The organism is Amycolatopsis deserti (assembly GCF_014653945.1).
GTDB lineage: Bacteria > Actinomycetota > Actinomycetes > Mycobacteriales > Pseudonocardiaceae > Amycolatopsis_E > Amycolatopsis_E deserti.
This window is the reverse complement of sequence record NZ_BNAU01000010.1, coordinates 1-25,144: the sequence shown is the minus strand read 5'-3', so window position 1 is coordinate 25,144 and position 25,144 is coordinate 1. Positions and strand designations below refer to the sequence as shown.

Annotated in this window: 19 protein-coding genes and 1 pseudogene; 10 read left to right on the top strand and 10 right to left on the bottom strand. The window is 71.4% G+C overall.

All coding sequences use genetic code 11. The features are described 5' to 3' along the window. Nucleotides 1-125: 125 nt before the first annotated feature. From IE290_RS32490 to IE290_RS32475, 4 genes are all read left to right on the top strand, one after another. Nucleotides 126-1,928, top strand: a complete 1,803-nt coding sequence (locus tag IE290_RS32490; RefSeq protein WP_191248566.1) for an acetyl/propionyl/methylcrotonyl-CoA carboxylase subunit alpha — start codon at nt 126-128, stop codon at nt 1,926-1,928. Nucleotides 1,929-1,937: 9 nt separating this feature from the next. Next, complete coding sequence (locus tag IE290_RS32485; protein ID WP_191248565.1) at nt 1,938-2,408, top strand: DUF1707 SHOCT-like domain-containing protein; 471 nt, start codon at nt 1,938-1,940, stop codon at nt 2,406-2,408. Continuing rightward, nucleotides 2,405-2,764: a DUF1707 SHOCT-like domain-containing protein gene (locus tag IE290_RS32480; RefSeq protein ID WP_191248564.1), complete on the top strand. Its 360-nt coding sequence runs from the start codon at nt 2,405-2,407 to the stop codon at nt 2,762-2,764. The genes IE290_RS32485 and IE290_RS32480 overlap by 4 nt, the downstream gene beginning before the upstream one ends. Nucleotides 2,765-3,196: 432 nt before the next feature. After that, entirely contained in the window at nt 3,197-3,835 is a 639-nt protein-coding gene (locus IE290_RS32475; protein ID WP_191248563.1) for an AMP-binding protein, read from the top strand. Nucleotides 3,836-4,146: 311 nt separating this feature from the next. On the opposite strand, the gene IE290_RS32470 is transcribed toward IE290_RS32475, so the two are convergent. Further along, complete coding sequence (locus IE290_RS32470; protein ID WP_191248749.1) at nt 4,147-5,904, bottom strand: glycerol-3-phosphate dehydrogenase/oxidase; 1,758 nt, start codon at nt 5,902-5,904, stop codon at nt 4,147-4,149. 105 nt (nt 5,905-6,009) lie between these two features. On the opposite strand from IE290_RS32470, the gene IE290_RS32465 reads away from it, so the two are divergent. Both IE290_RS32465 and glpK read left to right on the top strand, forming a co-directional pair. Next, nucleotides 6,010-7,008, top strand: coding sequence for an MIP/aquaporin family protein (locus IE290_RS32465; RefSeq protein ID WP_229874849.1), 999 nt, complete (start codon nt 6,010-6,012; stop codon nt 7,006-7,008). Nucleotides 7,009-7,041: 33 nt separating this feature from the next. After that, on the top strand, nt 7,042-8,547 hold the full coding sequence (glpK, locus tag IE290_RS32460; protein WP_191248562.1) for a glycerol kinase GlpK: 1,506 nt from the start codon (nt 7,042-7,044) through the stop codon (nt 8,545-8,547). A 571-nt stretch (nt 8,548-9,118) separates the two neighbouring features. On the opposite strand, the pseudogene IE290_RS32455 reads toward glpK, so the two are convergent. The 4 genes and pseudogenes from IE290_RS32455 to IE290_RS32440 form a co-directional block, all read right to left on the bottom strand. Next, nucleotides 9,119-9,901 (bottom strand): annotated as a pseudogene (locus tag IE290_RS32455) (VOC family protein). A 71-nt stretch (nt 9,902-9,972) separates the two neighbouring features. Further along, a complete protein-coding gene (locus tag IE290_RS32450; protein ID WP_191248561.1) occupies nt 9,973-10,500 on the bottom strand; it encodes a class F sortase in 528 nt (175 codons plus the stop codon). After that, on the bottom strand, nt 10,497-10,994 hold the full coding sequence (locus IE290_RS32445) for a hypothetical protein (protein ID WP_191248560.1): 498 nt from the start codon (nt 10,992-10,994) through the stop codon (nt 10,497-10,499). Before IE290_RS32445 ends, IE290_RS32450 begins: the two co-directional genes overlap by 4 nt. Nucleotides 10,995-11,077: 83 nt before the next feature. Then, entirely contained in the window at nt 11,078-12,481 is a 1,404-nt protein-coding gene (locus IE290_RS32440) for an NAD(P)H-quinone dehydrogenase (protein ID WP_191248559.1), read from the bottom strand. A gap of 99 nt (nt 12,482-12,580) precedes the next feature. Between IE290_RS32440 and IE290_RS32435 the strand changes: the two genes are divergently transcribed. Further along, nucleotides 12,581-13,033 (top strand): gamma-glutamylcyclotransferase family protein, encoded by a 453-nt coding sequence (locus IE290_RS32435; protein ID WP_039792089.1) that lies wholly within the window; start codon nt 12,581-12,583, stop codon nt 13,031-13,033. 233 nt (nt 13,034-13,266) lie between these two features. On the opposite strand, the gene IE290_RS32430 is transcribed toward IE290_RS32435, so the two are convergent. The 5 genes from IE290_RS32430 to IE290_RS32410 all read right to left on the bottom strand — a co-directional run bounded on the left by IE290_RS32430 (nt 13,267) and on the right by IE290_RS32410 (nt 20,094). Beyond that, on the bottom strand, nt 13,267-14,562 hold the full coding sequence (locus IE290_RS32430) for a M20 family metallopeptidase (protein WP_191248558.1): 1,296 nt from the start codon (nt 14,560-14,562) through the stop codon (nt 13,267-13,269). A 165-nt stretch (nt 14,563-14,727) separates the two neighbouring features. After that, nucleotides 14,728-15,021, bottom strand: coding sequence for a hypothetical protein (locus IE290_RS32425; RefSeq protein WP_191248557.1), 294 nt, complete (start codon nt 15,019-15,021; stop codon nt 14,728-14,730). 45 nt (nt 15,022-15,066) lie between these two features. Continuing rightward, nucleotides 15,067-16,050, bottom strand: coding sequence for a methylmalonyl Co-A mutase-associated GTPase MeaB (gene meaB / locus IE290_RS32420; protein ID WP_191248556.1), 984 nt, complete (start codon nt 16,048-16,050; stop codon nt 15,067-15,069). Between the two features lie 4 nt (nt 16,051-16,054). Beyond that, nucleotides 16,055-18,223: a methylmalonyl-CoA mutase gene (gene scpA / locus IE290_RS32415; protein ID WP_191248555.1), complete on the bottom strand. Its 2,169-nt coding sequence runs from the start codon at nt 18,221-18,223 to the stop codon at nt 16,055-16,057. Then, nucleotides 18,223-20,094, bottom strand: a complete 1,872-nt coding sequence (locus IE290_RS32410) for a methylmalonyl-CoA mutase family protein (protein ID WP_191248554.1) — start codon at nt 20,092-20,094, stop codon at nt 18,223-18,225. Before IE290_RS32410 ends, scpA begins: the two co-directional genes overlap by 1 nt. 127 nt (nt 20,095-20,221) lie before the next feature. On the opposite strand from IE290_RS32410, the gene IE290_RS32405 reads away from it, so the two are divergent. The 3 genes from IE290_RS32405 to IE290_RS32395 all read left to right on the top strand — a co-directional run bounded on the left by IE290_RS32405 (nt 20,222) and on the right by IE290_RS32395 (nt 24,978). Next, nucleotides 20,222-21,946 carry a serine/threonine-protein kinase gene (locus tag IE290_RS32405; RefSeq protein ID WP_191248747.1) on the top strand — a complete coding sequence of 575 codons (1,725 nt, stop codon included), beginning with the start codon at nt 20,222-20,224 and terminating at the stop codon, nt 21,944-21,946. A 603-nt stretch (nt 21,947-22,549) separates the two neighbouring features. Beyond that, on the top strand, nt 22,550-23,341 hold the full coding sequence (locus tag IE290_RS32400; RefSeq protein WP_191248553.1) for a purine-nucleoside phosphorylase: 792 nt from the start codon (nt 22,550-22,552) through the stop codon (nt 23,339-23,341). Further along, nucleotides 23,338-24,978 (top strand): phospho-sugar mutase, encoded by a 1,641-nt coding sequence (locus tag IE290_RS32395; protein WP_191248552.1) that lies wholly within the window; start codon nt 23,338-23,340, stop codon nt 24,976-24,978. The genes IE290_RS32400 and IE290_RS32395 overlap by 4 nt, the downstream gene beginning before the upstream one ends. The last annotated feature ends 166 nt before the right edge of the window (nt 24,979-25,144 follow it).

Sequence of the window (25,144 nt, the reverse complement as noted above, 5' to 3'; positions counted from 1 at the left end):
AGGGTAAGCGTGAGCCGGGTCTCACCGCAGCACGACTACTCCGCCGTAAACTCCGGGAAAGGCCCGCGGAAGCGCCGCGCGACGCTCCGGGGGGATTGCGTGAAGGACCAGATGGAGGTAAGGGCGTGCCCGAGCAGGCCAGCGCGACCCAGGGCGGACCGGTGACGAAGATCCTCGTCGCCAACCGGGGCGAAATCGCGGTCCGCGTCATCAGAGCGGCCAAGGACGCCGGGCTCGCGAGTGTCGCGGTGTACGCCGAGCCCGACCGGGACGCGCCGCACGTCCAGCTCGCCGACGAGGCGTTCGCCCTCGGCGGCACCACGGCGGCGGAGAGCTACCTGGTCATCGACAAGCTGATCGACGTCGCCAAGCGGTCCGGCGCCGACTCAGTCCACCCCGGCTACGGCTTCCTCTCCGAGAACGCCGATTTCGCGCAGGCAGTCATCGATGCGGGCCTGACCTGGATCGGGCCGAGCCCGCAGGCGATCCGCGACCTCGGTGACAAGGTCACCGCGCGGCACATCGCGCTCAAGGCCGGTGCCCCCCTGGTCCCGGGCACCAAGGACCCGGTGTCGAACGCCGAGGAAATCATCGCCTTCGCCGACGAGCACGGCCTGCCCGTCGCGATCAAGGCGGCCTTCGGTGGTGGCGGCCGCGGCCTCAAGGTCGCCCGCACCAAGGAGGAGATCCCGGAGCTGTTCGAGTCGGCCACCCGCGAGGCGATCGCCGCGTTCGGCCGGGGCGAGTGCTTCGTCGAGCGCTACCTGGACAAGCCGCGGCACGTCGAGGCCCAGGTGCTGGCCGACCTGCACGGCAACGTCGTGGTCGTCGGCACCCGCGACTGCTCGCTGCAGCGCCGCCACCAGAAGCTCGTCGAGGAGGCGCCCGCGCCGTTCCTGACCGACGAGCAGCGCCGCACGATCCACGAGTCGGCCAAGGCGATCTGCAAGGAGGCCGGCTACTCCGGCGCCGGCACGGTCGAATACCTGGTCGGCCTGGACGGGACGATCTCGTTCCTGGAGGTCAACACCCGCCTGCAGGTGGAGCACCCGGTGTCGGAGGAGACCGCGGGCGTCGACCTGGTGCGCGAGATGTTCCGCATCGCCCAGGGCGAGAAGCTGCGGTTCACCGAAGACCCGGAGCCGCGCGGCCACTCCATCGAGTTCCGCATCAACGGTGAGGACGCCGGGCGCAACTTCCTGCCCGCGCCGGGCACCGTCACCAAGCTGGTCTTCCCCGAGGGCCCGGGCGTGCGCGTCGACTCCGGCGTGGTCACCGGCAGCGTCATCGGCGGCCAGTTCGACTCGATGCTCGCCAAGGTGATCGTCACCGGCACCGACCGGCAGAACGCGCTGGAGCGCAGCCGCCGCGCGCTGGACGAGATGGTCGTCGAGGGCATGGCCACGGTCCTGCCGTTCCACCGCGTCATCGTGCGCGACCCGGCGTTCGTCGGCGACGAGGACGGCTTCTCCGTGCACACCCGCTGGATCGAGACCGAGTTCGACAACCAGATCGAGCCGTTCACCGCGGCCGCCGAGGCCGACGAAGAGGGCGAGCCGCGTCAGACGGTGGTCGTCGAGGTCGGCGGCCGTCGCCTGGAGGTCTCGCTGCCCGGCGACCTGGCGCTGGCGAGCGGTGGCGGCAAGGGCAACGGCGGTGGCGCGAAGGCCAAGCCGCGAAAGCGGGGCGGCGGCACCAAGGCCGCGGCGAGCGGGGACACCGTGGCCGCGCCGATGCAGGGCACGATCGTCAAGGTCGCGGTCGAGGACGGCCAGCAGGTCGAGGCCGGCGATCTGCTCGTCGTGCTCGAGGCGATGAAGATGGAGAACCCGGTCACCGCGCACAAGGCGGGCACCGTGACCGGACTTTCCGTCGAGGTCGGCGCCGCGGTCACGCAAGGCGCTTCCCTGCTCGAAATCAAGGACTAACCTGACGGTGTGACCGAGGTTCCCTCGCCCGATCTGCGCATCGGCGACAACGACCGGGAGTCCGCGCTCAAGGCTCTCGGTGAGCACCTGAGCGCGGGGCGGCTGGACCTCGACGAGTACGGCGAGCGTTCGGCGAAGGTCACCGCCGCCCGCACGCGGCGGGACCTCGCCGAACTGTTCGCCGACCTGCCCGAGCCGCATCCGGTGTTCGAGCAGCCGAAGGCCGCCGTGGCGAAGAAGCCGGACGGCGCGCCGCAACAGTGGTCCGACCGGCCGCTGCCGCAACGCGTCGCGGCAGCGGCCGTGCCGTTCCTGTGGGTCGCGGCGGTGGCGCTGTTCATCACCGTCGGCGGCTGGTGGTGGTTCGCGCTGCCGTTCGTGTTCACCGCCGCGGGCAGCGCGTTCTGGGGCAAGGACTGGGAGCGGGACCGGCACGGCGCCTACGAGCGGCGCCACGATCGGCGGGACCGGCGACGGTGAGCGACCAGCCGGAGCTGCGGCTCTCCGACGCCGAGCGCACGCAGGCCTTGGACGCCCTGTCCGAGCACGTCCGCACGGGGCGGCTGGACATCGACGAGTTCGGGCGGCGGTCGGCGCAGGCCGCGGCGGCGCGGACCCGGTCCGATCTGGTGCCGTTGTTCGCCGACCTGCCCGAGCCCCGGCCGCGGGTGCTCGACCGGCCGGCGCCGTCCCGGGCTCCGGCGCGGAAGGCCGGCCTCGGCCTCCTGCCGCTGCTGGTGATCGCGGCGGTGGCGGTGTTCGTGCTGACCCGCGGGATGTGGCTGGTGTTCCTGGTCCCGGTCGCGGTCGCGGTGGTCCTGACCTGGCGGCGCTGATGGAGCCGGTGGAGATCGACGCGGGCCGGTGCCACCTGCGGCAGCTGCGGGCCGGCGACCTGCCGGCGCTGGCGGCGGCCGGGGTGACCGCGCCGGGCCGGTACGCGGCGCGGCGAGCGCGCGAGTGGGCGCGGGACGAGAGCTACTCGTGGGTGATCGCCGAGCCCAGGAGCGGCGCGTTGCTGGGCGAGGTCGTGCTCGGGCACCGACGGCACGATCGAGGTCTGGACCTCTCCCGCGGACGGCCTCGCCGAACAGGCGGCCGCGGACGCGGTGGCCCGGTTCGCGGCGCGTGCCCTGGGGCTGGCGGTCCGGCGCCCGTAGGCGGATGTGGCCCAGTCCTCTTGTGCCGGCTGACACAATTCCTCGCCAGCCGCGGGGTGTTGTGGTGATCTGGATTCAGATTCCGATTCAGCGCTGAACGGGGGGAACGTGGGCGAGTCCAGCGTCTTTCTGACCCGCATCCTCGACGTGCTGTTAGATGGCGGCGACCAGATCGCATTCGCCCATCGTGGCCGGTCGATGACGTATCGGGAGACCTTCGACACATTACGGCGGCTGCATGCGACACTGAAATCCGAGGGGATTGTCCCCGGGCAGCTGGTCGCAATTACCGGCGGAAACACGCCGGAAACAATTCTCCTGCAGTTCGCCTCCCAGTTGCTCGGCGCTCGGGTGGTGCACGTGGACGAGGGCCGCACCGATTTGCTGGAGCTGCTCGAGGTCGACCACGTGCTGACCACGGAGCCGGATGGCCCGCTGGTGACGTCCCGCGTGGCGCGCGCCGCACGCCGGGACGAGGACACCGCGCTGCCGCGCTCGATCGAGACGATGTTCTCCGGTGACGGCACGAACCTGGTCTGCTACCGGGACGTGTACGAGGAAATGGCCCGCACGACGCAGCCGAACCCCGCCGGGCCGCAGCAGGTGCTGTTGATAGCGCCCCTGTCCCACCCGATCGGCAACCGGTTGACGTGCAAAGCGCTGCTCGCCGGAGACACGGTGGTCCTCCACGAGCGCGCGACGGGCACGGGAAGCTTCGCAGCAGCCAACCGAGCCGGCGAGGCCTGAGCGCGAGCGCTTCCACGCGACGGCCAACACGCGGCGGCCTCCCCGCGCCACGGCCACCGCCCGACGGCGTCCCCGTGCCGCCGTCGGCGGCCCTCCGCCGCCGCGGTCGCCGCGGCCGGGCCCAGGCAGCGACCGGGCGATCATGCCGAGCGGCAGGCCCTCCCGCGAGCGCCCGCGCCCGGATGCGCAGTCGCGCCCTCCCGGCGCCAAGGACCTCCTACGGAGGCCAGGCCGTGCCACCCGGGCCGCCCATCCGGTGAACTCCGCCCACCCACCGAACTCAGCCGGCCCCTCCGGTGATCCCGGCGGGATCACCCCACCGGGGCGGTCAGCCGCGCGCGGGCCTCCGGTGCGCTGGACCGCCGCTCGTGGGCTGCCTCGTCGCTCGGTTGTGTCTGCGAGTCCCGCTCCGCGGCCACCCTCGCGGTGTACACCTCGACCTCGTGCCGGACCGTCTCCTCCGACCAGCCCAACACGTCCGCCACCATCCGCGCCACGGCCTCGGCGCAGTCCACCCCGCGGTGCGGGTACTCGATCGAAATGCGGGTCCGCCGCGCGAGGACGTCCTCCAGGTGCAGCGCGCCCTCGTGGCTCGCCGCGTACACCGCCTCCACCCCGAGGTAGTCCGGCGCGTGCTCGATGGGCCGCAGCAGCTCCGGCTTGCCATCGCCGAGCGCCAGCACCTCGTGCACGAGCGAGCCGTACCGGTCGAGCAGGTGCCGGACCCGGTACGGGTGCAGGCCGTGTTGCGCGGCGAGGTGATCGGCCTGGTTGACCAGCGCGTGGTAGCCGTCGGCGCCGAGCAACGGCACCTTGTCCGTGATGGACGGCTGCAACCGCCCGGGCAGGTCGGGCGCGGCCGCGTCGACCGCGTCGGCGGCCATCACGCGGTAGGTCGTGTACTTGCCGCCGGCGATCGCGACGAGACCCGGCGCCACCCGCGCCACCGCGTGCTCCCGCGACAGCTTCGAGGTCTCCTCGCTCTCCCCGGCCAGCAGCGGGCGCAACCCGGCGTACACGCCCTCGATGTCGTCGTGCGTCAGCGGCGTCGCCAGCACCGCGTTGACGTGCTCGAGGATGTAGTCGATGTCGTTCTTCGTGGCCGCGGGGTGGGCTAGGTCGAGGTTCCAGTCGGTGTCGGTGGTGCCGACGATCCAGTGGTTGCGCCACGGGATCACGAACAACACGGACTTCTCGGTGCGCAGGATCAGGCCGGACTCCGACACGATCCGGTCGCGCGGCACCACGATGTGCACACCCTTGCTGGAGCGCACCCGGAACCGGCCGCGGCTGCCGGACAGGCGCTGCAGCTCGTCGGTCCACACGCCGGTGCAGTTGATGACCGCGTTGGCGTGCACCTCGGTCTCGCGCCCGTCCTCGACGTCACGCACCCGCACGCCGGAAATCCGGTCGGCCTCGCGCAGGAAACCGACGACCTGGGTGCTGGTCCGCACCACCGCGCCGTAGTGCGCCGCCGTGCGGGCGACGGTCATCGTGTGGCGGGCGTCGTCGGCCTGCGAGTCGTAGTACCGGATTCCCCCGATCAGGGCATCGCGTTTGAGCGCGGGGACCAGCCGCAGCGCCCCCGCCCGGGTGAGGTGCTTCTGCCCCGGCACCGACCGCGCCCCGCCCATCGTGTCGTACAGGAACAGCCCGGCCGCGGTGTACGGCCGCTCCCAGAGGCGGTGCTGCAGCGGGTACAGGAAGCTGACCGGCTTCACGAGGTGGGGCGCGATGCGGGTGAGCATCAGCTCGCGCTCGCGCAGGGCCTCGCGGACGAGACCGAACTCCAGCTGTTCGAGGTACCGCAGGCCGCCGTGGAACAGCTTGCTGGACCGGCTCGACGTGCCGGACGCCAGGTCACGAGCCTCGACCAGGGCGACCCGCAGGCCGCGCGTGGCCGCGTCGAGCGCGGTGCCGGCGCCGACCACACCGCCGCCGATCACCACGAGGTCGAACGTCTCCGCGCCGAGCCGCCGCCAGGTCTCCTCCCTCGCCTCCGGCCCCAGCTTCGCCTCAGTCACTGCGGTTCCCCTCCCTGGTGAACGTCCGCTGCACCCACCCAGCATGACACGTTTCCGCACGTCCTCACCGCGCAAGCGCTTGTCGTCCGGTCGGCGGGCGAGCACCATGTGACGTTCGGGACAACGTCGTCTCGCATTGGGAGGTGTGTCATGACCGACCGGACAGCCAGTCCCTGGACGAGGATGCGGCAGACCACGGCGGGTGAACTACTGGCCGAGTTCCTCGGCACCGCGATCCTCATCATCCTCGGTTGCGGATCCGTGGCCGTGGCCGTGGTCGGCCTGCCGGGCTCGGGCCGGCAAACGGCCGACTTCGGGCCCGCCAACTGGTTGATCATCGCGTGGGGCTGGGGTCTCGCGGTGGTCTTCGCCGTCTACGTGGCGGGCGGGGTCAGCGGGGCCCACATCAATCCGGCGGTGACCCTGGCGTGGGCGGTCCGCCGCAAGTTCCCCTGGGCGAAGGTCCTGCCCTACTGGGTGGCCCAGGTGGTCGGCGCGTTCGCCGGCGCGGCACTGGTCCTGGCGGTGTACCACAACGCGATCGACGCGTTCCTCGCGTCGCAGAACCCGCCCACGGGCCGGAACGGTTCGGTGGGCACGTTCTCGATCTTCGCGACGTTCCCCGCGAAGTACTTCGGCGACGGGGTGTGGGGGCCGCTGGTCGACCAGATCGTCGGAACGGCCATCCTGGTCGCCATCATCGCGGCGATCATCGACGCCCGCAACCAGCCACCGTCGGCCAACCTCGCCCCGTTCGTTGTCGGCCTGGTCGTGGTCGCGATCGGCCTCACCTACGGGACGAACGCCGGGTACGCGATCAACCCGGCCCGCGACCTCGGGCCCAGGCTGCTGGCGTTCGTCGCCGGGTGGGGGAAGGCGGCCTTCCCGGGCAACGGGGACTGGTTCAGCTCGTACTGGTGGATCCCGATCGTGGGACCGCTCGTCGGCGGTGTGGTCGGTGTGCTGGTCTACGACTTCTTCATCGGCAGCGTGCTGGCCGTCCGGCCGGCGCCGGGTGCCGAGCCGACGCCGCCACCCGGCCGGGTTCCCGGCTCCGCCGACGGCGAGGCCGGCGCCCGGGCCGAGGGGGACGTCCTGCCCGAGTCGGACCAGACCCGGTCCGGGCGGCAGGTGCAGCGATCCGAATAGCCCACAGGCAGGCAAATCAACGGGAGGAGTCCCATGGCCTCATATGTCGCCGCCATCGACCAGGGCACCACATCGACGCGGGCGATGATCTTCGACCATTCTGGCCGCGTGGTCGCCGTCGACCAGCGGGAGCACGAGCAGATCTTCCCGCAGGCCGGGTGGGTCGAGCACAACGCCGAGGAGATCTGGGAGAACACGCGCGCGGTGACCGCGGGCGCGCTCGCCAAGGCCGACCTGCAAGCCGGGGACATCGCCGCGGTCGGCGTCACGAACCAGCGCGAGACGGCGCTGGTGTGGGACCGGAAGACGGGCAAGCCGGTCTACAACGCGATCGTCTGGCAGGACACCCGCACCGACCGGATCGTCGACCAGCTCGGCGAGCTCGGCGGCGGGCAGGAGCGGTACCGCCCGAAGACGGGCCTGCCGCTGGCCACGTATTTCTCCGGGCCGAAGGTCAAGTGGATCCTCGACAACGTGGAGGGCGCGCGGGAACGCGCCGAGGCCGGCGATCTGGTGTTCGGCAACATGGACACCTGGACCGTGTGGAACATGACCGGCGGCCCGGACGGCGGGGTGCACATCACCGACCCGACGAACGCGTCGCGCACCCTGCTGATGGACCTGGAGACGCTCAGCTGGGACGCCGAGATCGCGGGCGACATGGGCATCCCGATGTCCATGCTGCCGGAGATCCGTTCGTCGTCCGAGGAGTACGGCAAGGTGCGGCCGCGCGGGGTGCTGTCCGGCGTGCCGATCGCCGGGATCCTCGGCGACCAGCAGGCGGCGACGTTCGGGCAGGCGTGCCTGTCCCCCGGCGAGGCGAAGAACACCTACGGCACCGGTAATTTCGTGCTGCTGAACACGGGCACGGAAAAGGTGATGTCCGAAAACGGCCTCCTCACGACGGTCTGTTACAAGATCGGGTCCAACGAGACGGTCTACGCGCTGGAGGGTTCCATCGCGGTGACCGGTTCGCTGGTGCAGTGGCTGCGCGACAACCTCGGCATCATCAGCAATGCCGCGGAGATCGAGCAGCTGGCCCGCACGGTCGAGGACAACGGTGGGGCGTACTTCGTGCCGGCGTTTTCGGGTCTGTTCGCTCCTCACTGGCGGTCGGACGCGCGGGGCGTGATCGCCGGGTTGACGCGGTACGTGAACAAGGGGCACATCGCGCGGGCGGTCCTGGAGGCGACGGCGTTCCAGACGCGCGAGGTGATCGAGGCCATGAACGCCGATTCGGGTGTGCCGCTGAAGTCGCTGAAGGTCGACGGCGGGATGGTCGTGAACGAGCTGTTGATGCAGTTCCAGGCCGACATCTTGGATGTCCCGGTGATCCGGCCGGTGGTGGCCGAGACGACGGCGCTGGGCGCGGCGTACGCGGCCGGCCTGGCCGTGGGCTTCTGGGCCAGTGAGGACGACATCCGCAACAACTGGGCCCAGGACAAGGAATGGACCCCGTCGATGGACGCCCAGCACCGCGAGGCGCAGTACCACAACTGGAAGAAGGCGGTGACGAAAACCTTCGACTGGGTGGAGTGAGGTCGCGGCGCGCTTCCCCGCGCCTGGTTTTGGAGGTGCGGGGAAAGCGCGCTTCGTCTTGGCCGCTTTTGCGGCGGGAGGGGTTCCCCTCCGCGTCCGTGGTGTCCAGGGCCGCGCTTCGCGCCTAGCTGCAGGACTGCGCCGGGGAGGCAGCTTCCCCGCCGCATGGCGGCGCGGAGAAGCCAGGCGCCCTTTCGCCGGCATCCGCGTGGGTGGTTTCCCTGCGGTCGCTGCCCGCGGCCGCCGTGGAAGCATCGGCAATGCGGTTCCACTCGGCCCGAGCTCAAGACGGTCCAACCGCACCTGGCGATGCGGCCGAGCGCTGCGGATCCTCAGCGCTCGGGCGCACCGGCAGAGGTAACTTGACCGCGTCGGCGCAGCCGCTCGAGCCCACCGGCACAACCCGCTCAGCCGGACCGGCACCGCTCGGCCCCACCGGCGCCATCCGTTCGGCCGCACCAGCACAACCCGCGCTGCCGTGCCGGCGCGGTAGCGCGCCGTGGCGGCCGGACCAGCTTTCGCCGCTCCCCGGACCTGCCTGCCGGAACCCCCTCTCCCTCGGACCGTCCGGTCAGGCTGCCGGCTCCACGGAGTTCAGCGTGAACGGCACGCCCTGGTCGTCGGCGACCTGGGCCATCCGGCCGTACGGTGAGTCCCGCGGGTCTCTCAGGCGGCGGCCGCCCAGGGACTCCACCTTCGCGACCGCCGCGTCGGTGTCCTCCACTCCGAAGTAGACAGACCAGTGCGGCGGCACCGTGCCGGGGACCGTCGCCGGGAGTTGGCCCAGGCCGCCGACCGTGTGGTCGTCCAGGGAAAGTCCCGCGTAGACGAAACCGTCGCTCGACAGGTCGTCGAACCGGTACCCGAACACCTGGCCGTAAAACGCTTTCGCCGTCTCGAAGTCGCGCGTCAGGCACTCGTTCCACACCAGTGCGCCGGGCACGTTCGCGATTCCGGCGCCGATGTGGTCCTTCGCCTGTCACAGGCCGAACGCCGCGCCCGTGGGGTCGGCCGCGATCGCCATCCGGCCCGACTCGCCGACGTCGCCGGGTGGCAGCAGCACCTGCCCGCCCGCCTCGCTGATCTTCGCGGCCGTCTTGTCGGCGTCGGCGACCGCCAGGTACGTCGTCCACGCCGCGCCCTGGCCGTCGACCGGCGGTGGCTGCGGCCCGATCGCGGCCACGGCTCTGCCCTCGATCGTCGCGATCGCGTAGTGCCCGTACTCCTCGCCCTGGTCGGCGAACCGCCATCCGAACAGCGCCCCGTAGAACGCGGCCGCCCGCTTCGGATCGGCCACCATCAGGTCGACCCAGGCCGGCGTGCCCTCGGGCCAGGCGGTGTCGCGCGATGTCATCTCGATGATCCCTTCCACCAGGAGTTGTGCCAGTGGTCACAGTGTGGCACCCACCCCCGACAAAAACGGGCTCACGCGAGAACGGCGAACACGATGATGTTGTCGCGGTAGCTCCGCGCGGCCCGGTCGAACACGCCGCCGCACGTGATGAGCCGCAGCTCCGGCCCTGCCGTGTCGCCGTAGACCTCGGCGGTCGGGAATTCCCCCTTCGGCACGCGCACCACCCTGGTCACCACGAACCCGGACCGGGAACCGTCCACATGGGACACCGAAACCCGGTCGCCGGGCGCGAGTTCGTGCAACCGGGAGAAGATCCCCTGCTGCCGGTTGCCGTCGACGTGCCCCAGGATCACCGCCGGCCCGCGCTCCCCCGGCGCCGGACCGAGCGAGTACCAGCCGGCCTGCCCGGGCGTGGCCACCGGCGGCACCTCCACGGTCCCGTCTTCGTTGAGCCCCAAGGGAACCAGGCTCGACCGGGCGCCGATCGCCGGGATCTCCACGGCAGCGGGCACAGTAGCCGCGGGCGTCTGCTCCGGCGCAGCGGCACAACCGCTCAGCAGGAGCAGGCCCAGCACCACGGCGATCGCCGCGCGGATCACGGCGCCAGCGACCCGTCACCGGTCTGCGGCGCGCCCTGCGGCACGACCCGCGTCTGGCCCGGCCCCGGCGCCTTCTTCGACTGCCCTGAGCTCGGTGCAGGCGAGGAGTCCCGGTGGAGCACGGTGAAGTAGACGGTCACCGGATCCCCACCGCAGTGGAACGACACCGGATAGGAGCCTTCTGGCACGTCGCGGATCACCGTTTCGGCGAACAACGCCCACGGCTGGTGACCCTCCGGATTCGCCTCAAGCGGCTGGGTCACCCGCAAGGCTCGCGTGGTGAGTGGGCTGGCCTCGTCGCCGCACGCGGCGGCGACCGAGACCTTCTCGCCGGGGTGCCCGCTGTAGGCGGACAGCTTCAGCCACACCGGCAGCGGTTCCGGCGACGAGGTGGTCTCGTCCGGCGAGGTGGGTTCGGTGGTGGTCTGCGCGAACGCCGGCGTGGCGGCGACCAGGGTCGCGAGCAGGGCGGCGGCGATGGCGGTTGTTCTCATGGCGGCCTCACGGCGGTAGAGCTGATGGCCTTAAAGGCGCGCCGCACCGTGCCGGGGTTGGCCCCCGACACCCAACCGTGACGTCAGTCCAGGTCGTCGTGCCGCATCAGCTGCCGCGCGGCCTCGGTGATCGAGCCGGACAGCGACGGGTACACCGCGAACGTGAGCGCCAGGTGGTCGACCGTCAGCTGGTTCTGCACCGCCAGCGCGATCGGCAGGATCAGCTCGCTCGCCGTCGGCGCCACGACCACGCCGCCGACGATCACCCCGGTCGCCGGGCGGCAGAACAGCTTCACGAAACCGCGGCGCAGACCCTCCATCTTGGCCCGCGCGTTGGTCGCCAGCGGCAGCATGATCGTGCGGGCCGGGACCTCGCCGGAGTCGATCGCGCTCTGGCTGATGCCGACGGTCGCGATCTCCGGGTGGGTGAACACGTTCGCGGCGACCGTCTTCAGCTTGATCGGCGCGACGCCCTCGCCGAGCGCGTGCCACATCGCGATCCGGCCCTGCATGCTGGCCACCGACGCGAGCATCAGCACGCCGGTGCAGTCGCCTGCCGCGTAGATGCCGGGGACGGTCGTGCGGGAGACGCGGTCGACCGTGATGAACCCGCCGGGGCCCGGCTCGATGCCGACCCGCTCCAGCCCGATGTCCTTGGTGTTGGGGACCGAGCCGACGGTCATCAGCGCGTGGGTGCCCTCGATGACGCGGCCGTCCTGCAGGTGGACCTCGACGCCCTTCTCGGTGCGCTCGACCCGCTCGGCGCGCGCGTGCTTGACGACGGTGTTGCCGCGCTGGGCGAACACCTCCTCCAGCACGGCGGCGGCGTCGGCGTCCTCGTGCGGCAGGACGCGGTCGCGGCTGGACACGAGCGTGACCTTGACGCCCATCTCGGTGTAGGCGGAGGCGAACTCGGCGCCGGTGACGCCGGACCCGACCACGACCAGGTGCTCGGGCAGCTCCTTGAGGTCGTAGAGCTGGCGCCAGTCGAGGATGCGCTCGCCGTCCGGGACCGCGCCGGGCAGCACGCGCGGGGTGGCGCCGGTGGCGATCAGGACGACGTCGGCGTCGAGCACGTCGACGTCGCCGGTGGCCTTCGTGACGCGGACCTTGTGCGTGGCCAGGCCGGGCTCGTCGTCGTCGAACCGGCCCTCGCCGGTGAGGACTTTCACACCTTCGCGCTGGACGCGGGCGCGGATGTCGGCCGACTGGGCGAGCGCGAGGCCCTTCACCCGGCCGTGCACGGTGCGCAGGTCGACGCTGGTGTCGGCCATGTCGGTGATGATCCCCAGCTCACCGAGGCCGTGCATGTTGGCGCGGGCGCCGGAGGAGGCGATGAACGTCTTCGACGGGACGCAGTCGTAGAGCACGCACGCGCCGCCGAGCCCGTCCTTCTCGACGATCGTGACGTCGGCGCCGTGCTGTGCGGCCACCAGCGCCGCCTCGTAGCCCGCCGGTCCGCCGCCCATGATCACGATCCTGGTCACGTGGTCTCCTCCTCCTTACGCGCGCCTCATCCACAACCTTAGGCCGCGACACCTGGAGTACGTCCGGTCGGGTGAGCGATGGGCGGCTAGGCTGTGCGCGTGCCGTTGTATGCCGCCTACGGGTCCAACATGGATCCGAATCAGATGATGGAGCGGGCGCCGCATTCGCCCATGGCCGGCACCGGCTGGCTGGAGGGCTGGCGGCTGACCTTCGGGGGCGAGGACCTCGGCTGGGAGGGCGCGCTGGCGACCATCGTCGAAGACCCGGGCTCCCGGGTCTTCGTGGTGCTGTACGACGTGACGCCGCTGGACGAGGCCCGGCTGGACAGCTGGGAAGGCGGCGAGCTGGGCATGCACAACAAGATCCGGCTCCGCGTGCAGACGATGGACGGCTCCGCGCTGGCCTGGTTGTACGTGCTGGACGCCTACGAGGGCGGGCTGCCGTCGGCCCGGTACCTGGGTGTGCTGGCCGACGCCGCCGAGGCGGCCGGCGCGCCCACGGACTACGTGGACGACCTGCGCACGCGCCCCTGCCGCGGCATCACGTCCTGACCCTCCTCACGAGGCGACGGCCCCGCGCGGCTCCGGCCGGGCGAAGTCCAGCCGGTACAGCTCACGCCCGGCGAGATCGATGATCGAATGCTGCTGCACGGGCACCGGTAAACCGCCGAGGACCTGTTCAGGCCGTGTCGCGGAAAGTACCGACACAGGCGCAGCCCACAGAATCTGTGGATAACTTCCGCCCCTGTGGATAACTCGCGCGCAGAACCCGCGCGCACGAATGCTCAGGCCAGGGCGGCCAGCGCGGTGTGGACCAGGACGCGGACGCCGACGTGCAGCGCGCGCTCGTCCAGTTCGAAGGTGGGCCGGTGCAGGTCGCGCTGGTCGCCCTCGCCCGACCACACCCCGAGGCGGCAGAAGGCACCCGGCACGTGCTCCAGGTACCACGCGAAGTCCTCGCCGCCCGACGACTGTTCCGTACCGGTCACCGCATCGTCACCGAGGGCGGCCTCGATCCCGGCGCGCAGCAGCGACGTGGAATCCTCGTCGCCGACGACCGGTGGCACCCCGCGGCGGTAGTCCAGCTCGAAACCGACCCCGTAGGGCGTCAGCAGCGAGTCCACCGACGACCTGACGAGCGGCTCCAGCGACTTCCACACCTCGTGGTCCGCCGTCCGCAGCGTGCCGCGCAGCACGCCCTCCTCGGGCACCGCGTTGGCGGCCTGCCCGGCGTGCACCGCGCCCCACACCAGCACGGTGCCGGACCGCGGGTCGACGCGCCGGGACAGCAGCGACGGCAGCGACGTGATGGCGACACCCAGGGCGTGCACCAGGTCGGCGGTCAGGTGCGGCCGGGACGTGTGCCCGCCGGGCGAGGTCAGCCGCAGCTCGATGAGGTCGGCCGCCGAGGTCAGCGCGCCGACGCGGGTGCCGATCTTGCCCACCTCGACCCGCGGGTCGCAGTGCAGGCCGAAGATCCGGTCGACGCCGTCCAGCCCGCCCGCGGTGATCACGTCGAGCGCGCCGCCGGGCATGACCTCCTCGGCGGGCTGGAAGATCAGCCGCACGCGGCCGGGCAGCTCGGGTGCCGACGCCAGGGCCTTCGCCACGCCCAGCAGGATCGCGGTGTGCGCGTCGTGCCCGCAGGCGTGCGCGGCGCCCTCCACCGTCGACGAGTAGGGCAGGCCGGTCGCCTCGGTGAGCGGCAGCGCGTCGATGTCGGCCCGCAGGGCGACGCAGCGCTCACCCGATCCGACGTCGCACACCACGCCGGTGCCGCCGGGCAGGACCTCCGGGTTCAACCCGGCCGAGCGCAGGATGTCCGTGATCAGTTCGGTGGTCGCGAACTCGTGACGCGCCAGCTCGGGGTGGGCGTGGATGTGACGGCGCCAGGCGACCAGGTCGGTTCCGCCGCGCTCGAGCCACTCGTCCAGCCAGAAGGGGCCCCGGCCCGCACCGAGATCGGTCACGGGAGCCATGCTGACGCCATCCGCCGTGATCAGCGCGTCCGGCGCCTCGAATGAGGTAGGGCGACCACCGTGATCGCCGGGCACCTCCGGGCGGGAGTCCAGCACGGTCACGCCGCACCTCCATACACACCGAGAACTACGTAACCCATTTGACGCAATCCTGCACCATGCAAGGAGCAATCCTCGAACCAGATCTCACTCTGGGCGACGGCCGGTAGTGGATCTGCGGCGAGCGGCACTACGGAATACGGCGTAACCGAATACGCCGGGCGCGGCTCAGCTGGACGCCTTGCGCTTCTTCCGCCGCACGCTCCGTCCCCACAGGACGATGCCGGCGAGCACCACGGCGAGCACCCCGACGACGATCTTGCTCTTCGTCTTCTCCTGGTTGGCCTTGCTGTTGTCCTCGGGGTTGATGCGCGGGCCCGGATCGGTGGTCTGCTGCGCCACCACGTCGGCGGCGGCGACGTGCACGGACACCGGGGCGGCGAGCGCGGGCGCGGCGGGCACGGCGAACGCGACCATCGTCGTCAGCATCAGACCCGCCAGCACGGCACGCACCTTGACCATGGAGCCCAGTGTGCCGGTTCGGTTACCCATCAACAAGGAAGACACTCACAGGGAGAACGCGTCCAGGATCCGCTGCGCGGCCAGCGTCGCGGTGAGCCTGCCCTCGCGGACGTCCTCCTCGACCTCGGGCACCAGCGCTTTCACGCCCGGGTGCTCGTCGAGGCGGGCCTGCAGCTGCTCGCGCACCATCGCCCAGGTCCAGTCGACCTGCTGCTGCTTGCGCTTGCGGTCCAGCTCACCGGAGACCTGGAGCGTCTCGCGGTGGCGTTCGATCTGCTGCCACACGGTGTCCAGGCCGATGTCGTTGAGCCCGCTGCAGGTCAGCACCGGCGGGGTCCACGCGGCGTCCGGCCCGTAGATCATCCGCAGCGCGCCGGCCAGCTCCCGCGCGGCCCGTTTGGCGTCGCGCTCGTGCTCGCCGTCGGCCTTGTTCACCGCGATCACGTCGGCCAGCTCGAGCACGCCCTTCTTGATGCCCTGCAGCTGGTCGCCGGTGCGGGCCAGCGTCAGGAACAGGAAGCAGTCGACCATGTTGGCGACCGTCACCTCGGACTGCCCGACGCCGACGGTCTCGACCAGCACGACGTCGTACCCGGCGGCCTCCATCAGCACGATCGTCTCGCGGGTCGCGCGGGCGACGCCGCCGAGCGTGCCGGACGTCGGCGAGGGGCGGATGAACGCGGCCGGGTCGTTCGCCAGCCGCGCCATGCGGGTCTTGTCGCCGAGGATGCTGCCACCGGTCCGGGTCGACGACGGGTCCACGGCCAGCACCGCGACCCGGTGCCCGGACTCGGTCAGGTCGGTGCCGAGCTGGTCGATGAAGGTCGACTTGCCGACGCCGGGCACGCCGGTGATCCCGACCCGCCGCGCGCCGCCGGCGTGCGGCAGCAGCTCGACCAGCAGCTCCTGGGCCTGCTGCCGGTGGTCCGGCCGCTGGGACTCGACCAGCGTGATCGCCCGGGACAGCGTGCCGCGGTCGCCCGCGAGGACGCCCTTGGCGTAGGCACCGACGTCGATCTTGCGCGGCAAGGGCTCAGGACTCCCGCTGCTCGAGCTGGTCGAGCAGGTCCAGCGCGGCGTCCGCGATGACCGTGCCCGGCCCGAAGATCGCCGACGCCCCAGCCGCGCGCAGCTCGTCGTAGTCCTGCGGCGGGATGACGCCGCCGCACACGATCATGATGTCCTCGCGGCCCAACTGAGCCAGCTCCTCGCGCAGCGCGGGCACCAGCGACAGGTGACCGGCGGCCAGCGAGGACACCCCGACGACGTGCACGTCCGCCTCGATCGCCTGGCGCGCGACCTCGGCCGGGGTGGAGAACAGCGGCCCCACGTCGACGTCGAAGCCGAGGTCGGCGAACGCCGTGGCGATCACCTTCTGGCCGCGGTCGTGCCCGTCCTGGCCCATCTTGGCGACCAGGATGCGCGGACGGCGCCCCTCGGCCTCGGCGAACGCCTCGACCCGCGCGCGTGCCTTCTCCACGTTCCCGGATTTCCCGACCTCGTCGCGGTACACGCCGGAGATCGTACGAATCTGCCCGGAGTGGCGGCCCCACACCTTCTCCAGCGCGTCGGAGATCTCCCCGACCGTCGCCTTCGCGCGGGCCGCGTCCACGGCCAGCTCCAGCAGGTTGCCTTCCGACTCGGCGGCCGCGGTCAGCCGGCGCAGCGCGTCCTGCGTGGCGTCCTCGTCGCGCTCCTCGCGCAGCCGCCGCAGCTTCTCCAGCTGCTGGGCGCGCACCCCGGCGTTGTCGACCTTGAGCACGTCGATCTGCTGGTCATCGACCACCTGGTACTTGTTCACGCCGATGACCGGCTGGCGGCCGGAGTCGATCCGCGCCTGGGTGCGGGCCGCGGCCTCCTCGATGCGCAGCTTCGGGATGCCGGCGTCGATCGCGCGGGCCATGCCGCCCGCCGACTCGACCTCGCTGATGTGGCCCCACGCCTTGCGCGCGAGATCGTAGGTCAGCTTCTCGACGAACGCGCTGCCGCCCCACGGGTCGATCACCCGCGTGGTGCCGGACTCCTGCTGCAGCAGCAGCTGGGTGTTGCGGGCGATGCGCGCGGAGAAGTCGGTGGGCAGGGCGAGCGCCTCGTCGAGGGCGTTGGTGTGCAGCGACTGCGTGTGCCCCTGGGTCGCGGCCATCGCCTCGACGCAGGTGCGGATGACGTTGTTGAACACGTCCTGCGCGGTCAGCGACCAGCCGGACGTCTGCGAATGCGTCCGCAGCGACAGCGACTTCTCCGACTTCGGGGAGAACTGCTTGACCAGCTTCGCCCACAGCAGCCGGGCCGCCCGCAGCTTGGCGACCTCCATGAAGAAGTTCATGCCGATCGCCCAGAAGAACGACAGGCGCGGCGCGAACTTGTCGACCTCCAGGCCCGCGTCCAGCCCGGCGCGGATGTACTCGACGCCGTCGGCCAGCGTGTAGGCCAGCTCCAGATCGGCGGTCGCCCCGGCCTCCTGCATGTGGTAGCCGGAGATGGAGATCGAGTTGAACCGCGGCATCCGCTGCGAGGTGTAGGCGAAGATGTCGGAGATGATCCGCATCGACGGCTGCGGCGGGTAGATGTAGGTGTTGCGGACCATGAACTCCTTGAGGATGTCGTTCTGGATGGTCCCGGCCAGCTGCTCGGGAGCGACACCCTGCTCCTCGGCCGCCACGATGTAGAGCGCCATGACGGGCAGCACCGCGCCGTTCATGGTCATCGACACGCTCATCTTGTCCAGCGGGATTCCGTCGAACAGCTGGCGCATGTCGTAGATCGAGTCGATCGCCACGCCCGCCATGCCGACGTCACCGGCCACGCGCGGGTGGTCGGAGTCGTAGCCGCGGTGGGTGGCCAGGTCGAACGCGACCGACAGGCCCTTCTGCCCGGCCGCGAGGTTGCGCCGGTAGAAGGCGTTGGACTCGGCGGCGGTGGAGAACCCGGCGTACTGGCGGATCGTCCACGGCTGGTTGACGTACATCGTCGGGTACGGGCCGCGCAGGAACGGCGCGATGCCCGGGTACGTGCGCAGGAAGTCCAGGCCCGCGGTGTCCTCGGCGGTGTAGAGCGGTTTGATGCCGATGCCCTCGGGGGTTTCCCAGGTCAGGGCGTCGGCGCCCTTGCCGGTGCTCGAGTGCAGCGCCTCGGCCCAGTCGCTCTGGCTGCCCGGGTCCGGGATGCCGAGCTCGACGTCGGAGAAGTCCGGGATGGCCATCACTTCACTCCCAGCGTGTCGAGGATGCTGGTCAACGCGGCGAGCGCGTCGCAGCCGGCGTGGACGTAGGCGTCGACGTCCGGGTACTCCGGTTTCCCGGCCAGCAGCACGCGAACCGCGCCGGCCTCCTTGAGCTTCTTCGCGGTCTCCGCGGCGTGCTCGGCGTAGAGCTTGTCGGTGCCGCACAGGCAGGCGACCTTCGCGCCGCTCTCCCGGAAGGAAGCCACGACGTCCTGGACCGCGCCCGGGTTGAGCGGTTCGATACCACCGGCCTGGAGGAGGTTGGCTGCGAAGGTCGCGCGGGCGGTGTGCGCGGCGATCGGGCCGAGAGTGGCGAGGAAGACCTTCGGCCGCTCACCGGTCTCGGCGAGGTGCGCGTCGGAGCGGTCGCGCAGCTCCTCGTAGGCCTGCGCGTACCGCACGCGGGGCAGCCCGCCTTCGTCCACAACGGACGGCGCCGGGGTGCGCTCGACCGGTTTCTCGTGCAGGTCCGGGAACTCGCTGACGCCGGTGATCGGGTCCTTGCGAGTGGCCAGGCGCTTCTGCCGCGCCTCCCAGGTCTCCGCGAGCCGCGCGGCGAGAGCGCCGGAGTCGAGCACCGCCTCGATGCCGCCCTGGCGCTCGATCTCGGTGAACTCGCGCCAGGCCGCGTTCGCCAGCGCGTCGGTGAGGTTCTCGACGTACCAGGAGCCACCGGCCGGGTCGATCACGCCGGACAGCTTGGACTCTTCGAGCAGGATCGACTGGGTGTTGCGGGCGATCCGGCGGGAGAACGCGTCGGGCAGGCCGATCGCGAAGTCGAACGGCAGGACGGTGACCGCGTCCGCGCCGCCGACTCCGGCGGCGAAGCAGGCGACCGTGGTGCGCAGCAGGTTCACCCACGGGTCGCGGCGGGTGAACATCGTTGGCGAGGTGACCGCGTGCTGGCGCATCCCGCGCCCGCCGGACGCGCCGGACACCTCGCACACGCGCGCCCACAGGCGGCGGGCGGCACGCAGCTTGGCGATGGTGAGGAACTGGTCGGCGGTCGCGGCGAAGCGGAACTCGAGCTGGTCGGCGGCGGCGTCCACGCTCAGCCCGGCGTCGGTCAGGGCGCGCAGGTAGGCCACCCCGGCGGCGATGGCAGCGCCCAGTTCCTGGGCGTCGGAGCCACCGGCCTCGTGGTAGGGCAGCGCGTTGACCACCAGCGTCCGCAGCTTCGGGTGCTTGGCGGACAGGCGCGCGGCGAGTGCGGCGGCAGGGGCGATGTCGTGCGGGCGGCCGGTGCGGGCACGCAGGGCGATCGGGTCGGCGCCGATCGTGCCGGTGACCTCGCTGTCCGGGACGTTCTTCTCGGCGAGCAGCCCGAGCAGCGCCTCGGCGGCGGCCTCGTAGTCGGCGCCCGGGTCGAGGACGATCGGCGCGAGGTCGAGGTAGACCTCGTTGAGCGCGTCGGCGAGGGAGGCCAGTGGCAGTGCGTCACCACCGACGCGCAGCCACACCGAGGAGGCGCCGTTCTCCAGGTCGGCGAGGATGGCCTTGTTGGTCTCGGCCGCGTCGGCGCTGCCGTGCAGCACGCGCACGTCCCAGCCGGTGCCGACACTGCCCTCGGCCCGCGCGCCCCGCACGTACGGGGGCAGGCCCGGGAAGCCGGCCGGCGGCGCGGCGTCGTCCGCCGTGTAGAGCGGCTGGATCTCGATGCCGTCGTAGGTCTTGCTGGTCAGGAGGCTTTCCGGGGCGCCGTCGAAGCCTTCCGGCAGCACTCCGCTCTTGGTCAGCACCCCCGCGACGAGGCGTTGCCAGTCCTCCCGCCGCGGCGTCGCGAATTCGGCGGCGAGGGCCAGCTCGTCCGGTGAATCCGGGGTGGGCGCCGTTGTCCCAGCCTGAGTCATACGTCTGATGGTAGGGGGCGGGCAAGGGGCGCGATTGTGACTCTGCTCGCGGGCTGGCAGCGCTCGCGGTCACCGAGCGCGCATCCGCAACAATGGTGCCGTGGCGAATTCGAGTGAGGAGACCAGGGTGGTGGCCGGGCGGTACCGGCTGCGCTCCGTGCTGGGCTCCGGCTCGATGGGCACGGTGTGGTCGGCCTACGACGAGTTCCTGCACCGGCCGGTCGCGGTGAAGGAGATCCTGCTGCCGCCCGGGGTCACCGCGGGCCAAGCCGACGAGCTGCGGGAGCGGACGCTGCGTGAGGCGCGGGCGATCGCCGTGCTGTCTCACCCGAACGTGATCACCCTGCACGACGTCGCACGTCAGGACGGCGAGCCGTTCGTCGTGATGGAACTGCTGCCCTCGCACAGCCTCGCCGAGCTGATCCGCGACCACGGTCCGCTGTCGGTCGAGCAGGCGGCCGCGGTGGGTGACGCGGTGGCCGCGGCACTGGGGGCCGCGCACAACGCGGGCATCACGCACCGTGACGTGAAGCCGGGGAACGTGCTGGTCGCGGAGGACGGGCGGATCAAGCTCACCGACTTCGGCATCGCCCGCAACGTGTCGGACGCGTCGATGACCCGGACCGGGATGACGCTGGGTTCGCCGGCGTACATCGCCCCGGAGGTGGCTTCCGGCAAGGCCGTCACCCCCGCCGCCGACCTGTGGGGGCTCGGCGCGACACTGTTCTGCGCGGTGGAAGGCCACCCGCCGTACGACGCGGATGGCGACCCGCTGGAGACGATCGGGAAGGTCGTCAAGGGCGAGGTGCCGCGCCCGTCGCCGGGTCCGCTCGCGCCGCTGATCACCGCGTTGATGGCGAAGGAGCCGCGGGACCGGTTGCCGCTGGCCCAGGTGCGGCGGCAGCTGTACCCGATCCTGGAGAAGGCGCCGCGGGTCCTGTTCGGACCGGAGATGTTCGCCGCGGCGAGCGGTCAGCGCGAGGAGGCCACCGACACGCGGGAGATCTCGGCTCGCCCCGCCGAGGACGACGGCCCGGCCGAGGCGAGCGGTGAGCTGGCGGCCGACCCCGGTCCCCTGCCGTTCGGGCCGTCCCGCCCCGAGGCGAGCGGTGAGCTGGCCGCGGATCCCGGGCCGCTACCGTTCGGCCGGCCCGCCGACCCCCGCCCGGCGGTCGGCACGTTGGTCGCCCCCGCCCCGGCGGGCCGCAGCACCGCGGCGACGGTGGTGCTGGTCGTGGCTTCGATCGTGCTGTTCCTGGGCGCCGCGTTCGGTGGTTTCGTGGCGGCGCGGGTGATCGGTGCGCAGCCGGTGGCGCCGCCGTCGCGGGAGCAGACCTCCGGACCGTACGTCCCGCAGCCGACGGTGTTCGAGCGCCGGACCGGTGAGGCGTCGAGCGTGAAGGGCGCCCAGGACGGCACCTTCACGGTCGACGTGCCGGCCGACTGGACGCGGTTCACGAGCTCCCAGGCCGGGGACGATCTGCCGCTGTCGACGCTGGTGCAGTTCGTCTCGGCGGACGGTTCGCAGATGCTCGCGGTGAACCACTTCCCGAAGTACTTCCCGGGCAACGACATCGATGATTACGTCAAGGCGCTGGAGAAGAGCCGTTCGACCGGGGAGTTCCGGATGGTCAGCCAGGCGAAGCTCGCCGAGCAGGACGGCGTGACGATGATGTACCGGACGATCGACCGGGCCCCGGCGGGTTCGGTCAGCCGCACGACGTACGCCAAGGTGTTCAAGCAGGGAACGAGCCTGTGGGCGGTGAGCGTGACGGTGCCGACGGAGCAGGAAGGCACCGCGAAGACCGCGCTCTACGACCGCATCCTGCCGACCTTCCAGGTGACGGGCTAGGCGGCGGCAGCAAAGCGGCGGTCGGCAACGGAAGTGGCCCGGCACCAACCTGGACCGCAGTTCACCTCACCAACCGCAAGCCGGCGGCGCAAGAAGACCGACTACCCCAACCAGACCTCCCCCGCCCCCGATCCACAGCCGATCTTTGGTCGCCGATCAGGCGTGTCAAGGTACTCTTTCCCGCCTTGACACGCCTGCTCGGCGACTGAAACACAATCAGGCATCGGGGGCGGGGGTGGTCGTAAGGTGACCTTTCGGCGCCGTGAGGCGCTCTTTTCACCGCCCGCAGGGCGGACTCTTCGCCTGCCTCAAGTCACTTCTAAAGATCAAAAGATGTCCTCGCCGGACGGGCAGGCTCCGGGATGACGGGGACCGTTGTCGTCTCACCTTGTCGAGGTGGTCGCTGGGTGGTCATCCCGTCGCCTTCCGGTTTGTGCATATCACCTTGAGCCAGGGCCGCAAGGTTGCGTAGCTCGGCCGCCGGTCAGCGGGGATGTTGCGGCCCTGGCTCAAGGTGATCGTCACGTGTCAGGCGACGGGATGACCACCCAGCGTCCTTGGGTTTGCTGCACGGCGCGGGGGTGCCGCTGGAAAGATGGCTCCATGACCGAACAAGATGTGGCGTCGGCTGCTGCTGCCACCATCGCTGAGCGCACCGGGTTCCCCAAGCATGACATCGCGGTGGTTCTCGGCTCGGGGTGGCGTCCCGCGGCGGACGTGATCGGCGAGCCGGAGGCGGAGATCCCGCTCGGTGAGCTTCCTGGCTTCGAGACCCCGACGGCCGTGGGGCATGGCGGCACCGTCCGCTCGGTGGACGTCGACGGCAAGCGCACCCTCGTGCTGCTCGGCCGCACCCACCTGTACGAGGGCAAGGGCGTGGGCCGCGTCGTGCACAACGTGCGCACCGCGGCCGCTGCGGGCGTGAAGTCCGTCCTGCTCACCAACGCCGCGGGCGGGCTGCGCGACGACTACCAGGTCGGCCAGCCGGTGCTGATCTGCGACCACCTCAACATGACCGCCACCTCCCCCATCACCGGCGCGAACTTCGTCGACCTGGTCGACCTGTACTCGCACCGCCTGCGGGACCTCGCGCGCGAGATCGACCCGAGCCTGACCGAGGGCGTCTACGCGGGCCTGCCCGGCCCCCACTTCGAGACCCCCGCCGAGATCCGCATGCTGCGCACCCTCGGCGCCGACTTGGTCGGCATGTCGACCGTCCTCGAGGCGATCGCCGCCCGCGCCGCCGGCGTCGAGGTGTTCGGGCTGTCCCTGGTCACCAACCTGGCCGCGGGCATGACCGGCGAACCGCTGAGCCACCAGGAGGTCCTGGAGGCCGGACGCGCGTCGGCGGAGAAGATGGGCACGCTGCTGCGTCAGCTCGTCGCGCGCGCATGAACCGGCTCGACCCGGAACTCCGGGATCGCGCGTTCCGCTGGATCGCCGACGACGTCGACCCGGTCGCGCGGCAGGAGCTGCAAACCGTGCTCGCCGCCGCGATGAACGGCGCCCCGGATGCGCTGAACGACCTCGCCGACCGGATGGCCGGTCCGCTCGAGTTCGGCACCGCCGGCCTGCGCGGTCCCGTCCGGGCGGGACCGAACGGCATGAACACCGCGGTCGTCGTCCGCACCACGGCGGGGGTGGCGGCCTGGCTGACCGCGCACGGCAACGCCGGCCGGATCGTCGTCGTCGGCCGGGACGCCCGCCACGGCTCGGCCGAGTTCGCCGCCGCGGCCGCCGAGGTGCTCCACGCGGCCGGCTTCGACGTGCGGGTTCTGCCCCGACCACTGCCGACGCCGCTGGTGGCGTTCGCGACCAAGCACCTCGGCGCGGCCGCCGGCATCCAGATCACCGCGTCGCACAACCCGCCGGCCGACAACGGCTACAAGCTCTACGACGACACCGCGATCCAGATCGTGCCGCCCGCCGACGCCGAGATCGAGGCCGCGATCGCTTCCGCGCCCGGCGCGATCAGCGTCCCCCGCAAGCCGGGGGCGACGGTGCTCGGGGAGGACATCCTCGACGAGTACCTCTACCGGGTTTCGCAGGTCCCGCGGTCGCCGCACCGCGAGCTGCGGGTCGCCGCGACGGCGCTGCACGGCGTCGGCGCCGAGGTCCTCGGCGAGGCGCTGTCCCGGGCCGGGTTCACCGACGTGCACCTGGTGACCGAGCAGTCCGAGCCGGACGCGAACTTCCCGACGGTGTCCTTCCCCAACCCGGAGGAGCCGGGCGCGACCGATCTGCTGCTCGCCCTGGCCGCCGAGGTCGACGCCGACATCGCCATCGCCCTGGACCCCGATGCCGACCGTTGTGCCGTCGGCATCCCGGACGCCGACGGGCGATGGCGGATGCTGCGCGGGGACGAGACCGGGGTCCTGCTGGGCGAGTACGTCCTGTCCACGACCAGCAACCCGGACCCGCTGGTTGCGACCACGATCGTGTCCGCGTCCATGCTGGGCGACATCGCCCGCGCCCACGGTGCCCGGTACGCGGAGACCCTGACCGGGTTCAAGTGGCTGACCCGATCCGGTGACGGTCTGGTGTTCGCCTACGAGGAGGCGCTGGGACTGTGTGTGAACCCGGATTTCGTGCGGGACAAAGACGGCATCGCCGCGGCGACACTCGCATGTGATCTGGCGGCCAAGCTGAAGGCCGAGGGCCGGTCGCTGCTCGACGAGCTGGACCGGCTGGCGATCGCTCACGGGGTGTACGTGACGGATCAGGTGTCGTTGCGGGTGACGGATTTGTCGGTCCGTGGGCAGTTGATGGCGCGCCTGCGGAAGGCGCCGCCGGTCGAGCTGGCCGGGTTGGCTGTGGAGATGGAAGATCTGCTGCCGGAGACGGACGCGTTGCGGATCGCCGGCGGCGGGGTGCGGGTGGTGATCCGCCCGTCCGGCACCGAGCCGAAGCTGAAGTGCTACCTGCAGGTGACGCGGCCGGTGGCAGACCGGGCCGGCTTGGCGGAGGTGCGAGTGGATGCGACGGCGACGATGGCCGCGTTGCGCGCCGATGTGGAGGCTCTGCTGGCTTGATCACCCGGTGCTGCCCGCTCGTCCGGGCAGCACCGGGCAACGCTGGGCAAAAAGCTCGAGACCCCGGGAGAACTGTGAAAGTTCTCGACCGGGGCCTCGAGTATCAAGTTGTGTTCGGCGGTGTCCTACTCTCCCACACCCGCGGGGGTGCAGTACCATCGGCGCT